This is a genomic window from Micromonospora sagamiensis, assembly GCF_014680085.1.
GTDB lineage: Bacteria > Actinomycetota > Actinomycetes > Mycobacteriales > Micromonosporaceae > Micromonospora > Micromonospora inyonensis.
In genome coordinates this window covers 3,407,678-3,422,515 of the sequence record NZ_AP023438.1, presented here as the reverse complement: position 1 = coordinate 3,422,515, position 14,838 = coordinate 3,407,678, and the positions used below count along the sequence as shown (strand labels likewise).

9 protein-coding genes are annotated in these 14,838 nt (G+C 71.3%); 5 read left to right on the top strand and 4 right to left on the bottom strand.

Annotated elements, in window-relative coordinates:
• The first annotated feature begins 316 nt into the window (after nucleotides 1–316).
• From IGA62_RS15030 to IGA62_RS15015, 4 genes are all read left to right on the top strand, one after another.
• Complete coding sequence (locus IGA62_RS15030) at nucleotides 317–3,109, top strand: immune inhibitor A domain-containing protein (RefSeq protein ID WP_145820635.1); 2,793 nt, start codon at nucleotides 317–319, stop codon at nucleotides 3,107–3,109.
• A gap of 376 nt (nucleotides 3,110–3,485) precedes the next feature.
• Nucleotides 3,486–5,792, top strand: coding sequence for an immune inhibitor A domain-containing protein (locus IGA62_RS15025; protein ID WP_145820637.1), 2,307 nt, complete (start codon nucleotides 3,486–3,488; stop codon nucleotides 5,790–5,792).
• Nucleotides 5,793–6,043: 251 nt separating this feature from the next.
• A complete protein-coding gene (locus IGA62_RS15020; RefSeq protein ID WP_145822218.1) occupies nucleotides 6,044–8,434 on the top strand; it encodes an immune inhibitor A domain-containing protein in 2,391 nt (796 codons plus the stop codon).
• Between the two features lie 122 nt (nucleotides 8,435–8,556).
• Nucleotides 8,557–9,489 (top strand): alpha/beta fold hydrolase, encoded by a 933-nt coding sequence (locus tag IGA62_RS15015; protein ID WP_145820639.1) that lies wholly within the window; start codon nucleotides 8,557–8,559, stop codon nucleotides 9,487–9,489.
• A 17-nt stretch (nucleotides 9,490–9,506) separates the two neighbouring features.
• On the opposite strand, the gene IGA62_RS15010 is transcribed toward IGA62_RS15015, so the two are convergent.
• Both IGA62_RS15010 and IGA62_RS15005 read right to left on the bottom strand, forming a co-directional pair.
• Nucleotides 9,507–9,872: a hypothetical protein gene (locus tag IGA62_RS15010; RefSeq protein ID WP_145820641.1), complete on the bottom strand. Its 366-nt coding sequence runs from the start codon at nucleotides 9,870–9,872 to the stop codon at nucleotides 9,507–9,509.
• Entirely contained in the window at nucleotides 9,869–12,616 is a 2,748-nt protein-coding gene (locus IGA62_RS15005; RefSeq protein ID WP_145820644.1) for an SseB family protein, read from the bottom strand. Before IGA62_RS15005 ends, IGA62_RS15010 begins: the two co-directional genes overlap by 4 nt.
• A gap of 152 nt (nucleotides 12,617–12,768) precedes the next feature.
• Here IGA62_RS15005 and mycP point away from each other — a divergent pair, with 152 nt between their 5' ends.
• Nucleotides 12,769–13,959, top strand: a complete 1,191-nt coding sequence (gene mycP, locus IGA62_RS15000; protein WP_145820646.1) for a type VII secretion-associated serine protease mycosin — start codon at nucleotides 12,769–12,771, stop codon at nucleotides 13,957–13,959.
• Between the two features lie 61 nt (nucleotides 13,960–14,020).
• Here the strand turns inward: mycP and IGA62_RS14995 are convergent, their stop codons facing one another.
• Nucleotides 14,021–14,314 carry a WXG100 family type VII secretion target gene (locus IGA62_RS14995; protein ID WP_091455188.1) on the bottom strand — a complete coding sequence of 98 codons (294 nt, stop codon included), beginning with the start codon at nucleotides 14,312–14,314 and terminating at the stop codon, nucleotides 14,021–14,023.
• A 27-nt stretch (nucleotides 14,315–14,341) separates the two neighbouring features.
• Nucleotides 14,342–14,659: a WXG100 family type VII secretion target gene (locus IGA62_RS14990; protein ID WP_091455184.1), complete on the bottom strand. Its 318-nt coding sequence runs from the start codon at nucleotides 14,657–14,659 to the stop codon at nucleotides 14,342–14,344.
• Between the last annotated feature and the right edge of the window lie 179 nt (nucleotides 14,660–14,838).

The following is a 14,838-nucleotide window of genomic DNA, read 5'->3' as shown; positions in this document are numbered from 1 at the left end:
ACGGTCCGCACGGGCCGTCACCCACCGTCTTTTTCGCCGGAGTACGCCCTCCGGGTGGTTGCAGGGGGCCCCTGCTACCCAAAAAGCGGTAGCAGGGGGCCCCTGCAACCACCGCAGCAGCGGCGCCGAGCCGGGTGGACCGTCGGGTTCGGACGGTCGGGTGAGCCCCGGCGGGCTGATCGGGTGGAGAGCGACCGGGGACCTGTCCCCCCGTCGATTTCTGAATTACGTTCACGCCGTCGGACCCGTTGACGTTGGTCGTTGCACGACGTCGACGACTCCGACGTTCTCTCCCCATGCCCAGAATTGGAGTGGCATGCACCAAACTGGTCCGCAACGCGGGTCGCGGCGACGTCTGCTCGTCGCGCTGCCCGCGATCGCGCTCGCCGCCTCGGCACTGGTCGTGCCGGGCAACGCCTCGGCCGAGCAGGCCGAGGGAATCCGCGCCAAGATCGGCACGGACGAGTTCTACATCAACTACGCCGAACCCGCGGTCCAGCCGGACAGCGGGGGTCGGGAGGTCAAGGGTGCCGGCGGCATCCACGCGCCGGCGGTCGACTCGGCCCGCGCGTACGACCGCAAGTACGCCCGGGGCAACCCGTTGGCCGCCCGCGAGCTGGCGCGCAACGAGGCCCGGGCGATCCGTACCGGCAAGAGCCCACGGCAGTTCAAGAAGGCTCCGCAGACGCAGACCGCCAAGCTGCTGACCCTGCTGGTGGAGTTCAACGACAAGGCGAACGACGACTTCACCGGGACCATGGTGCCGAAGACGGTCTTCGGGGACCGGACCTGTGTGCCCGGAACGGTCCAGAACGGCCCGTTGCACAACAACATCCCGAACCCGGCCTCGTACGCCAACGAGGACAACAACTCGTTCTGGGTGCCGAACTTCTCGCCCGAGCACTACAACAAGATGCTCTACAGCACGGAGGGCATCACCCAGCGGGTCCGCACCGACCTGACCGGGCCGGACGGCAAGCCGGGCATCGACATCTCCGGCCGCAGCATGCGCAACATGTACCTGGAGATGTCGAAGGGGGCGTACACGGTCGACGGGCAGGCCAGCCCGTGGATCAAGCTGCCGCACTCGGAGGGCTGGTACGCCGCGTCCCGCTGCTTCCAGGACGAGAACGGCAACTGGGTGGCCGGTCGCGAGCAGTCGCACAACGGGCACCCGGACAACCCGCTCGGCGCGGGCCGGCTCGCCACCGACGCGGTGGACGCACTCGCGCAGATGGACCCGAGCTTCCCCTGGGCCGACTACGACATCGAGGACCAGGGCGACCGGGACGGTGACGGCAACGTCAACGAGCCGGACGGCGTGATCGACCACCTGGTGCTGGTGCACGCCGGCCAGGGCAAGTCCCGCGGCGGTGGCGCGCAGGGCACGTACGCCATCTGGGCGCACTCCTCGGCGGTGGCCGGCGGCTACCGCATCCCCGGCACCAACCTCCAGGTCTCGAACTACATCGTGCAGCCGGAGGACGCCGGGGTCGGCGTCTTCGCCCACGAGTACGGCCACGACCTGGGCCTGCCGGATCTCTACGACACCTCCGGCAACGCCGACTCGGACGTCGACTTCTGGGACCTGATGAGCTCGGGCTCGCACGCCGGCGAGGTGTTCCAGGCGCTCCCCACCCACATGGGCATCTGGGACAAGTGGGTGCTCGGCTGGGCCGACCCGCTGGAGATCCCGGTCGGCGCGGACCCCCGGACGGTGCTGCTCGGGCAGACCTCCCGCACCCCGCGCGGCACCAAGGACGGCCTGAAGGTCAACCTGCCGGACAAGGTGATCACCCTGGCCACCCCGCACAGCGGGGCGAACATGTGGCACAGCGGCGGCGACCAGGACTGGGCGGACGTCAAGCTCCGCCGCGAGGTGGCCGTACCGGCCGCCACGGACGCCAAGTTCTGGATGTGGAACAACTACACCATCGAGGAGGACTGGGACTACGGCTTCGTCGAGGTGTCCACCAACGGTGGCTCCACCTGGACCGAGCTGAAGGTCTACGACGAGGCCGGCAACCTGGTCAGCACCAACGACGGCTACGCCGACCCGAACGGCCGGATGGCCGACTACGGCGGCAAGAAGTACGGCCTGCACGGTGACTCGCACGGCTGGCGGCACGACTACGTCGACCTGTCCGCGTACGCGGGCAGCACCGTTCAGGTGCGGCTGCGCTACGCCACCGACGCCGCGTTCGCCGATCGTGGCTGGTTCGCCGACGACTTCTCGGTCACCGGCGGCGGGGCCACCACCTGGAGCGACGACGTCGAGGGTGGCGCGAACGGCTGGACCCAGACGGGTGGCTCGTTCACCGACACCACCGGCGGCGGCTGGCGGATCGACACCGGCACCCGGGTGCAGGCGCACTACTACCTGGCCGAGTGGCGCAACCTCGACGGCTTCGACAAGGGCCTGAAGTACACCTACGACACGGTGTACTCCAACGAGGCCTGGAAGGTCGACCGGATCGCGTACAACGCGCCGGGCATGCTGGTCTGGTACCGGGACACCACCCTGGGTGACATCAACCACGTGACCGCGCAGATGACCGCGCTGCCCAGCTACGGCGCCAAGGGCGGGCTGCTCATCGTCGACTCGCACTTCGACCCGCTGCGCCGCACCGGCGAGGCGGCCGTGAAGGACCCGTCGACGCTGGACAACCTGCCGAGCCGTCCGCAGTCGTCGAACGCGGCGTTCGGGCTGCGCCCGACGTCCCCGTTCACCGAGTGCCTGGAGGCGACCGGGGAGCCGTACAGCGAGTACTGCACCAGCTTCCCGTCGCAGCCGGCGGTGCGGGGCTTCACCGACGCCAAGGGCTGGTACCCGGGCATCGAGGTGCGCAACGGTTCGCAGCTGTTCGCCCGGGACAACGACGCCTCGGTGGTCGTGCCGTCGCGGGACGGCACGCCGTACACGACCCGGGTGGTCAACCCGGACGGCACCCCGGCGACCGGACTGTACGGACAGGACCTCGGCTTCACCATCCTGGGCACCGGCAACCCCGGTGACCAGGGCGTGAGCTACGGCGTCTCGATCACCATCAAGCGCACCGCGCGGGACAACACGTACGCCTCGGTGTACGTCACCCCGGCCACGAGGTGACGCCCGCCCCGTGAGGGGCACCCCGGTGGGTGGCTGTCGGCCGTCCCGCCAGCGGCCCGCTCGGAGCAGTCTGCTCCGGGCGGGCCGCGCCCGTTCCGGCATGTGACGTTTTCGCTCGCCCCGACGCTCCCCTAGGGGAACCACATAACCACGATCACCTTAAGTGATCGTTGCCAAAACGTAACGTTACAGATTTTCTGGCGCCCTCTCATTTCGTGCGCTTTTTACCTGATTGATGCAGCAGTAGAACGCCCATCCATCGACGTCTGGCGGATGACAAGCACCATCCCGTCTGCAAGGGTGAGTGCCGCATCACATGACAGTGCCCGCCACAGGCTGCCCTGCCATGTAACAGGTCCACAAAGGAGGAGAACCTTTGAGGAGACGAGTCACGGCCGGCCTGGCCACCGCCACGGCCGCGCTGCTGGCGGCGGGAGTCGCGGCGACGCCGGCCAACGGCGCCCCGACCGCCGACGCCGCCCCCGGTTCCGACAGGGCCCAGCACCGCAGGGACAACCTGCCCGACCCCCTGGCCGACCAGCGCCGGGAGGTCCGCAAGCAGGCCATCGCCGACCTGCTCTCGGGTAAGGCCAAGCTCCAGACCAAGAACGGCTCGAAGGTCATCCAGGTCAAGGACGACCTGTTCGTCGAGTACCAGCAGGCCCCGAAGACCGACCCGATCTTCACGATCCTGGTCGAGTTCGGCGACCAGCAGGACCCGCGTACCGGCGGCACCGCCGGCCCGGTCCGCAACCAGATCCCCCAGCCGGACCGCAACTGGGACGGCAACGCCACCGACGACAACACCACGCTGTGGCGGTCCGACTTCAACCGGGCCCACTACCTGGACCTGTTCTACGGGGCCGGCGAGTCGATGGCGGACTTCTACCTCGACCAGTCCGGTGGCCGCTACACCGTCGGCGGCGACGTCAGCGAGTGGGTGAAGGTCCCCTACAACGAGGCCCGGTACGGCAGCAACAACATCGCCGAGTCCGACGGCTACTGGAACTTCGTCAAGGACACCGCCACCTCGTGGTACGACTCGCAGGTCGCCGCCGGCAAGACCCCGGCGCAGATCAAGGAGTACCTGGCCCAGTTCGACGTCTGGGACCGGTACGACTTCGACGGTGACGGCGACTTCAACGAGCCGGACGGGTACGTCGACCACTTCCAGGCCGTACACGCCGGCGAGGGCGAGGAGGGTGGCGGCGGCGCCCAGGGCGAGGACGCCATCTGGTCGCACCGCTGGGCCGCGTTCCCGAACCTGGCCGGCAGCGCCGGTCCGGGCGACAACAAGGCCGGCGGCGTGCAGATCGGTGACACCGGCCTGTGGATCCGGGACTACACCACCGAGCCGGAGAACGGCGGTCTGGGCGTCTTCGCCCACGAGTACGGCCACGACCTCGGCCTGCCGGACTACTACGACACCAACGGCGGCGACAACGGCGTCGGGTTCTGGAGCCTGATGGCCTCCGGTTCCTGGCTGAGCCACGGTACGGACGACATCGGCTCGACCCCGGGCTACATGGACCCGTACTCGAAGCTCTTCCTCGGCTGGCTGAACTACTCCACGGTGGAGTACGGCAAGGGCACCACCCAGGTGACCCTCGGCCCGGCCGGTGACAGCGACGGGCCGAAGGCCCAGGCGGTCGTGGTCAACCTGCCCCCGCAGACCCAGACCACCTCGTACAACACCCCCTACGCGGGCTCGTACGAGTGGTGGGGCGGCAGCGCGGACGACCTCAACACCACGCTGACCCGCACGCTGGACCTGACCGGGACGACGTCCGCGTCGATCACGGCCAAGGCGTGGTACGACATCGAAGAGGACTACGACTACCTCTACGCCGAGGTCTCCACCAACGGTGGTTCCTCCTGGACGGCGCTGGGCAACGCGGGGATCGACGCGGGTGAGACCGGCGTCGACGGTTCGAGCAACGGCGCGTGGGTCGACCTGACCTACGACCTGTCCGCGTACGCCGGCCAGACCGTGCAGTTCCGCTACCGCTACCAGACCGACGGCGGCGTGCACCTCGCCGGCGCGTTCCTGGACAACGTCTCGCTGGTCTCCGGCGGCGCCACCGCCTGGACCGACGACGCCGAGACGCTGGCGGCGGAGTGGACCGCCCGGGGCTGGACCCGCAGCACCGGTTCGGTGACCGACTCGTACCCGCGCTACTACATCGCGGAGAACCGCACCTACGTCGGGTACGACGACAACCTCCGCACCGGTGGCTACAACTTCGGGTTCAACAACACCCGGCCGAACTTCGTGGAGCGGTTCTCGGTCCAGCCGGGCATGCTCGTCTGGTACGTGAACACCGCGTACGGCGACAACAACACCTCGGAGCACCCGGGCTACGGCCTGAACCTGCCGGTGGACGTCCGCCCGAGCGCCATCAAGGTCCCGGGCCAGGGCACCATCACCAACCGGCGTAGCGGTTACGACGCCACGTTCAGCAAGTTCGCCAAGCCGGCGCAGACCTTCCACCTCAACGGGGTGCCGGTCACCGTCCCGGAGCTGGAGCCGAACCCGGTGTTCAGCGACAGCGGGGCGAACCGCTACTGGAACGCCAACAACCCGCAGAACTCGGTGAAGGTGGCCGGCACCGGCACCCGCATCGAGATCATCGAGCAGGGCACCAACCCGACCGACGACATGGTCGTGCGGATCAGCAACTGACGGTTGTTCCCCCACGGGGCCGGTGGCGATCACGCCACCGGCCCCGTGCCGTACCGGCGGGGCACGGTGAATGTGACACTCATTTACATCCAGGACCGGGCTGTGCAACAAAACGACGTCAGCGTCTTCCCAGCGGTCCCAGCAGTGTCTATGTTCACAGTGGTCCCACTCGTGGGATCTCTTCCACCGACCCCGTACCCCGATCGGGTCGGTTTCCCTTACACCGGAGGTACCACGTGCGCAAAGTCGCAGTGGGTCTGCTCGGGTTGACGCTGACGGCCACCGGCTTGACGGTTGGCACGACCGCCAGCGCCGCGCCCCCGGCCGGCACGCCGGGAGCGGCCCCGTCGGCCGCCGAGTCCGCCCATGCCGAGCACGACCTGCCCAACCCGCTGGAGAACAAGCGGCGCGCGCTGCGCCAGGAGGGCCTCAGCGAGGTCCTCTCCGGCCGGGTCAAGGCCGAGCGGATCAACGGCAGCACCGTCGTCAAGGTCGGCAAGACCCAGGCCGCCGGCGGCCCGTCCGCCCGGTCCGCAACCGGCGCCAGCCAGACCCGGGACCAGTACGTCGAGCTGGCCCGCGAGCAGACCGACCGGATCTTCGTGATCCTCGCCGAGTTCGGCAACGACCGGCACCCCAGTTACCCGGACCAGGACACCGACCCGGACACCCCGGGACCGGCCCGCTTCGACGGTCCGCTGCGCAACGAGATCCCCCAGCCGAACCGCGCGGTGGACAACTCCACCGTCTGGCAGGCGGACTACAGCTCGGACTACTTCCGCAAGCTCTACTTCGGCACCGGCGAGGGCGACGAGTCGCTCAAGCAGTACTACGAGGCCCAGTCCTCGGGTCGGTACACCGTCGACGGCACCGTCACCGACTGGGTGAAGGTGAAGTACAACGAGGCCCGGTACGGCCGGTCCAACGGCTACCCGTGCGACGACACCACCTGTAGCAACGTCTGGGCGCTGGTCCGCGACGCCGCGAACCAGTGGGTCGCCGACCAGAAGGCCGCCGGCCGCACCGACGCGCAGATCGCCGCCGACATGAAGTCCTTCGACAAGTGGGACCGGTACGACCACGACGGCGACGGGAACTTCAACGAGTCGGACGGCTACATCGACCACTTCCAGATCGTGCACGCCGGTGGCGACCAGGCCGACGGCGACCCGCACCAGGGTGAGGACGCGATCTGGAGCCACCGCTGGTACGCCTACGCCAGCGACCAGGGTGTCACCGGCCCGCCGAACTTCCCGGCCGGCGGTACCCAGATCGGCAGCACCGGCATCTGGGTCGGTGACTACACCATCCAGCCGGAGAACGGCGGCCGGAGCGTCTTCTACCACGAGTACGCTCACGACCTGGGCCTGCCGGACGACTACAACCTCTACAACGGCGGCGACAACAACAACGAGCACTGGACCCTGATGGCCCAGAGCCGGCTCGGCGCCAAGGGTGACGAGGGCATCGGCGAGCGCGGCGGTGACCTCGGCGCGTGGAACAAGCTCCAGCTCGGCTGGCTCGACTACGAGGTGGTCGTGGCCGGGCAGAAGCGCACCATGACCCTCGGCCCACAGGAGTACAACTCCGACAAGCCGCAGGCCGCCGTGGTGGTCCTCCCGCAGCGGGACTACACCTTCGACAACGGCAAGCCGTTCGAGGGCACCAAGCAGTTCTTCTCCGGCAACGACGACGACCTGAACAACACGATGACCCGGACGATCGACCTGACCGGGAAGTCGTCGGCGTCGCTGTCGATGAAGGGCCGCTACAACATCGAGGCCGGGTACGACTACCTGTTCTTCGAGGCCTCGGTGGACGGTGGACAGACCTGGGCCGCCCTGCCGGGCACGGTGAACGGGCAGCCGCTTCCCGAGGTCACCCCGGGCCGCCCCGCGCTGGACGGCTCCAGCGACGGCCAGTGGGTCGACATCGCCATCCCGATGGACTTCGCCGCCGGCAAGACGGTGCAGTTCCGGCTCCGGTACCAGACCGACGGTGGTGTCTCCTCGGGCGGCTTCTACGGTGATGCCATCACCGTGACCGCCGACGGTGCGACCGTCCTCTCCGACGGCGCCGAGAACGGCACCGCCGGCTGGACCGTCGCCGGCTGGTCGGCCGTCGAGGCGACCTACACCCGGGCGTTCGACAACTACTACATCGCCGGTCACCGCTCGTACGTCCAGTACGACAAGTACCTGAAGACCGGCCCGTACTACTTCGGCTACGCGAACACCCGCCCGGACTACGTGGACCACTACGCGTACCAGGAGGGTCTGCTGATCTCGTACTGGAACCTGCGGTGGCCGGACAACGACACGTTCGAGCACCCGGGTGAGGGTCGGAACATGATCATCGACGCGCACCCGCGGCCGATCTACAACCTGACCGGAGCGCCCTGGCGGTCCCGTGTCCAGGTCTACGACGCGCCGTTCAGCCTGAAGAAGGCGGACTCGTTCACGCTGCACCACAACAGCCAGCCGCAGTACATCCGCGGCCAGGCGGCGCAGCCGCTGTTCGACGACACCAAGCAGTACTGGTACCCGGAGCTGCCGAACCACGGCGTCAAGCTCCCCGCGACCGGCACCAAGATCAAGGTGCTGGAGCAGGACGGGACCTCCATCAAGGTCCGCTTCTCCTGATCCGACCGGTCATCGACGGCGCCCGGGGCACCCGCCCCGGGCGCCGTCCCCGTTTCTCCCCCACCCGGTCCGCCCGACCCGCCCGAGCAGGCCGGATGCCTCCGGGCCCTAGGCTTACGCACATGACCGACCAGCATGACGGGCCGATCGACGAGTCCTGCGTCCTGACCGACGGGCCGTGGACGCACCGGTTCGTCGGGGCGAACGGCAGCCGGTTCCACGTGGTCGAGGCCGGCACCGGCCCGATGGTCCTCTTCCTGCACGGGTTCCCCGAGTTCTGGTGGGCCTGGCACGAGATGCTGCCCGCCGTCGCGGACGCCGGCTTCCGGGCCGTCGCGGTGGACCTGCGCGGCTACGGCGCGACCGACAAGCCACCCCGGGGGTACGACGGCTACACCCTCGCCGCCGACGTCGCCGGGCTGATCCGGGCCCTCGGTGAGCGCTCCGCCACCGTGGTCGGCACCGGGGCCGGCGGGCTGCTCGGCTGGACCGCCGCCTCGTTCCACCCACGACTGATCCGGCGGCTGGTGGTGCTCGGCGCACCGCACCCGCTGCGGCTGCGGGCGGGCATCTTCGCCGACCCCCGGGGGCAGTTCAGCGCTGCCACCCCGACGCTCAAGTTCCAGCTCCCCCGCTACGAGCACCTGCTCACCCGGGACGACGCGGTCCGGGTCGAGGAGATGCTGCGCCGGTGGGGCGGTCGGCGCTGGGTGGACAGCCCCTCCTTCGCCCCGTACGCGGCCCGTTGCCGGGAGGCGATGCGGATCCCGCAGGCCGCCTTCTGCGCCCTGGAGGCGTACCGGTGGGCGTTCCGCTCGGTGCTGCGGCTACACGGGTACCGCTTCGTCAAGCTGATGCAGAAGCCGCTGGTCACCCCGACCCTGCAACTGCACGGCGCGGAGGACGTCGCCTCGCTGCCGCGCACCGCCCAGGGTTCCGGCCGCTACGTGCTGGCCCCGTACGAGTGGCGGCTGCTCGACGGCGTCGGGCACTTCCCGCACCTGGAGGCACCGGACGTGGTGCTCGGCGAGATCCTCCGCTGGGCGAAGTCCTGACCGGCCCGGATGCCGGGTCAGATCCGGTGCTCGCGCAGGTCGGCGACCTCGCTGGCCGGGGCCCAGCCCTGGTACACCCCGAAGTCGAAGACCTCCAGCCCCATCGCCTGCGCCACCGGCCAGCGCCCACCGGTGTACTCCACCCGTAGCCAGCCGTCGTGCTCGGCGAGGACGATGAACGGCTGTCCCTGCCAGGTGCAGGTGGTCCGGATGTACGCCAGGTCGTCGACCTCGTCCACCGGCAACACCCGCACGTAACGGCCGGGACGGACCTCCTCGAAGCCGTCGGCCGGTTCCGGCTGGTAGATCCGGACGTCGCTGCCGTCCGGGCTGGCCTGGTACTCCCGCCCGCGCCAGCGGGCCACGTAGCCGTCGCGCATCACCGCTCCCCGGCCTGTCGCCAGAGCAGGGCGTCGGTGTCCAGGGTGGCGACCACCCGCTCGCTGCCGTCCGCGCCGATCCGCCAGAGCTGCGCCCCGTGCGGCAGCCGGGCGCTGTCCACCTTGAACTCGGCCACCACGTCGCTGCTCTCCCCCGGGGCGAAACCGTTGCCCCGGAACGGTGGCCGCTCGATCACCCAGCCCTCCATGGCCCGCATCGCGCTCTCGTTCTGCCCGCCGTACGGAATCCGGTAGAGGCTCGGCCGGTACGCCGGCCAGCGCAGCACGTAGATCTCCTCCGCGTCGGGGGAGAACGGGGAGTCGGGGTACCCGAGACCGAGCGCCGCGTGCAGCTTCGCCGGGGTGTTCAAATGGGCGACCTCGCCGGCCCGGTGCACGAAGCCGGAGACCCGGTCGTAGCCCCGGTCCAGGTAGTAGGCGAGCTGGCTGGGGGCGATTGCCTTCTGCATCATCGGCGGGCGGTTCGGGTCCTCCGGCGTCGTGGCGTACCGGGCGGGGCTGGCCGGCTCCTCGGCCGGCGGGGTGGTGACCGGCTCCGGCTCGACGTCGTCGCCCAACCCGACCTCGGCGGCCCAGTTGGCCAGCGCGACGATCTGCTCACCGGGCAGCTTCGCGCCGACCGGAGTGCCCGGGTTGACGGCGAACGACCACTGTTCGTCCGGCCACCGCCGGATGAGCTGGACGAACTTGACCAGGACCGTCTCGACCGGGGTGTCGACATGGTCGGCCAGCCGCTCCGGCGAGGTGTAGACGACCACGTACGGCTCGCCGTCGAGCTGCTCGGTCCGCCACACGAAGCCGCTCTCGCCGGGGCGGGCACCCGGCGCGGCGTCGGGGGCGACGGGCAGCAGCACGCGGGCCAGGAGGAGGGTGGACAGGAACGTGTCGGTGCTGCCGGTGCCGGCGGCGGCGAGCAGCTCCTCCTCGACGTCGTTGGCGGGACGGAAGTCGAGCGCCGGGGACACCGGAGGAGGCGAACCGAGCGCCCCGGCGCCGGTTCCGTCCGCCGGTTCCGTCGCAACCGTCCGGAGCTCGGGCTCGACGGGCTCGTACGCCGACTCCGGCGGAAGTGCAGCGCCGGTCTCGTGGGCCGGAGCACCAGGCTCGTGCCCCGGCACGGCCGGCTCGTGCGCGGCCGTGGCAGGCTCGTACGCCGCCGGCTCGTACGCCGGGCCGGTCGTCGGGTCCGGTTTATAGCCGGTACCCGACGGGTAGCCGGCACCGGCGTCCGGATCCGCCGCATACGCCGGTACCGGGTCGACGAGGTCGCGGGACTCGACGACGGTCCCCTCGATGACCAGCGGCGACGGTGACCGGGCCGGCTCGGGCCCGGCGTACCCCGCCGGTTCGGCGGTCCCGACGTCGGCGTAGGCGGTCGACGCGGTGGGCTGCCCGACGTCGACGTAGGCGGTCGACGCGGCGGGCTGCCCGACCTCGGCGTGGGTGACCGGCTCGACCGGCGGCGGGTCGGCGGGGTGCACCGGTCCGGAAGGCTGCGGGATCGGCTGGGTCGGCTGGGTCGGCTCCTGACCCAGCATCTCACTGCCGCCCGGTGGCACCCGTCGAGGCAACGGCTGGGTGGGCTCGGCGGCCGGCTGGGGCGGCACCCGGCGGGGCAGGGCCTGGGTCGGCTCACCGACGGCCGGGTCCGGTCGCGGCTGGCGTCGGGGCAACGCCTGGGTCTGTTCGGCCGCCGGGGTCTCCGCCGGGAACCGGTTCGGCGGTGGGGCGGGCTGCTCGGCCGGAGCCGACTCGGTGAACCGGAACGCCCGGGTGGGCTCGTCCCCGGCCTGGTCCGGCCGGTAGGGCCGCCGCCGGGGGAAGGCGCGGCCCGGTTCGCCCAGCCGGGACGGGGGAACGGCCCGGTCCTGCGCCCGCAGCGGGGAGATCGGTGCCGGGCCGGTGCCGCGACCCGACGGTGCCGGATCGAAGAACGAACTCCGGCCGGCGGGTTGGCCGTTGGACGGCGGTGTCGCTCCCGGGTCGGGGGGTGCCGGCTCCGGGCGGAGCTGGCGGCGTGGGTTGGTCAACCAGCTCGAGGTCGGCTCGGCGGCCCCGTTCGACGACGGGGGTTCGGCCGCGCCGCGCGGGTCGGGCTGCCCCATCCGGAGCGCCTCCGTGGCCTCGCCGGACTGGTCGGTCAGACCCCGGCGGGGCGGCGTCGCGACGGGCGGCCGGTTGGCTCCGTACGGCGGGGCCGGCGACGACGCTCGGGGCGGCTCCGGGGCCGGCGGCGCCCGGGGCGGCTCCGGCGCGGGCGGCTCGCCACCGGTCGCCCGGCTGCGGGCGAGCTGTTCCATCTGCTCCAGACGCGCCCGCGCGCCCAGGGTACGGCCGGGTAGCCGGACGTCGCCCCGGGAGAGCTGCGACACGAACCAGGCCGGCAGGTAGCCCTCGATGGGCAGGCCGGGGTTGACCGCCAGCCACCACTCGTGGTTGGGCCAGCCCGCCGCCAGGTCGTGGTAGGCGCAGCGCCGGCTCGACCCGCCGGTGGAACCCAGGCAGGCCCGGAGGGCGGCGTCGGAGGTGAAGGCCAGCACGTGCGTCCGACCGTTGGTGGTCCAGGTGCCCCAACCCATCGGGGCCTGCCCCGCCAGGGCTTCCGCGGAGATCGGCAGCAGCAGGTCCGTGCGGGCCAGGATCCGGAAGTAGAGTTCCTGGTCGTTGGCGCGAAGCGCGTCCCGCATCGCCGCCTCGGCCTCGGTAGCCGGCTCCCAGTCGGTCACGGCCACCTCTCCTCCCGTGAACAGGCCATAGGCATCGCGTACAACCTACAAGGTAGTAACAAGATCACAATGTCTGGCCGGCGCGATCCGCGTCGATGACTTCGGGGGCGATAACATGCCGTCCCGGAGCCGACACGATACGGAGGCGACGAATGCCGCGATCGACTCCACGTCCGGCCGCCGCCGCGCTGGTCGCCATCCTGGCGGCCGCGCTCCCGGCCACACCGGGCTCGGCCGCACCGGGCTGCACCGCCCCGCTCGCGCCGACCCGACCGGTCGCCGAGGCACCCTGGCCACAGTTACGGTACGCCCCCGACCGGCTGACCCCGTTGGCGACCGGTGCGGGCACCGTCGTCGCGGTGATCGACTCGGGGGTGGACCGCCGGCACCCGCAGCTCGCCGGCCGGGTGCTCGACGGAACGGACTACCTCGACCCGGGCGACGACGGCGGCCGGGACTGCGCCGGGCACGGGACCGGAGTGGCGAGCGTCATCGCCGCCGCGCCACGGGCGGGGGTCGCCTTCCGCGGGTTGGCCCCGGGTGCCCGCATCCTGCCGGTTCGCGTCAGCGAGCAGCAGGTCGTCGACGGCCGGGAGTCGGGGCGTACGGTCAGCGCGGCGGTCTTCGCCCGGGCGATCCGGTGGGCCGTCGACCGGGGCGCGGACGTCCTCAACCTCTCCGTCGTGCTGTACGCCGACGACCCGGCCGTCCGCGCTGCCGTCGCGTACGCGGTGGAACGGGACGTGGTGGTCGTGGCCGCCGCCGGCAACCTGCACACCGAGGGCGACCCTCGCCCGTACCCGGCTGCCTACGACGGCGTGATCGGGGTCGGCGCGATCTCCGCGAACGGGCTCCGGGCCGACTTCTCGCAGGTCGGTGGCCATGTCGACGTGGTCGCCCCGGGCAGCGACGTGCTGATGGCCGCGCCCGGCCGGGGCCACCGGCGCGCGGAGGGGACCAGCTACGCCACACCGTTCGTGGCGGCCACCGCCGCCCTGCTGCGCGACTACCGGCCGGAGCTGACCGCCGCCCAGATCGCGCAGCGGATCGTGGCCACCGCCGACCCTGCTCCCGGGCGGGGGGCCGGGTACGGCGCGGGGGTGCTCAACCCGTACCGAGCGGTCACCGAGACCGGGGCCGGGACGACCGGCACGTCCCGCCGGGCCGACGCGCTCCCCGCCGAGCGGATGGACCCGGCGCGGCTGGCGCGGGACGCCCGGCGGGCCGACACCCGCGAGCGGGCCCTGCTGGTCGCCGCCGTGACCGCCGCCCTGGCCGTCACCGCCCTGCTGCTCGCGGTGGTCGTGCCGCGCGGTTCCCGCCGTGGCTGGCGGCCGGGCTGACCCGACCGCGTCACCGGCGGGCGCGGTCCCGGCCGGGGCACCCCGCCGGGACCGCCCGGTCTCACTGGAAGAGGTTGACGTTGCGCTTCTCCGTGTTGAGGTAGTCGGCGGCGGAGTCGTCCACGGCGACCTTGATGTCCCGCAGCATCGCCTGGAGATCCTGCGAGGCGGAACGCCAACGGGTCTGACGCACCGAGTACGCCTCCCGCGCCTCGCCGGTCCAGCTCGCCACGAGCGGGGCGGCGTCCCGCTCCAACTGGCCGAGCTGCGAGTCGAGCGTGTTCAGCGCCCGCTGGATGTCCGCGCCCGCCTGCTGGAGCGCGGCGAAGTTGACGACCAGCACACCGTTGTCCATCAGTTCTTCCCCTCAGTCGCGGATCGGTCAGAGCGGCAGCTGGATGCCACGGTTGGTGCCGGCCACCCGGCTGGCCGCCTCGGCGTCCGACGTGTCGTACTGCGTGCCGGCGGTACGGATGGCCTGGGCGGTCTCCCGCAGGGCCCGCTGCAACGCCGCCTGGTCCTGCGACCACTGCTGCCGGACCTGCTCGAACGACCGGCCCCCGGCCCCGCGCCAGGCCTGCTGCAACACCTCCAGCTCGGCCATGAGCTGGGTCAGCATGGTCTGCAACGACTGGTCGACCTGCTCGAACTTCGCGGCGGTCTGCTGCATCACCGCGGCTTCTGCCTGGGTCTGGGACACCCGGACGTCACCTCGTCTCGTGTGGTCGTGGCTGCCCACCGACGCCCGGTGCGGACGCGTCGGCCGCCCGCCGTGGGGACGGGCCATGGTGGATCGGGCCAGCGGAACTCGTCGCTGACGGTAGCGGGCGTCATCTGCTTCTGCTACCCCGCCCCGGTCGCCTGTGGACAGAGCAGTGT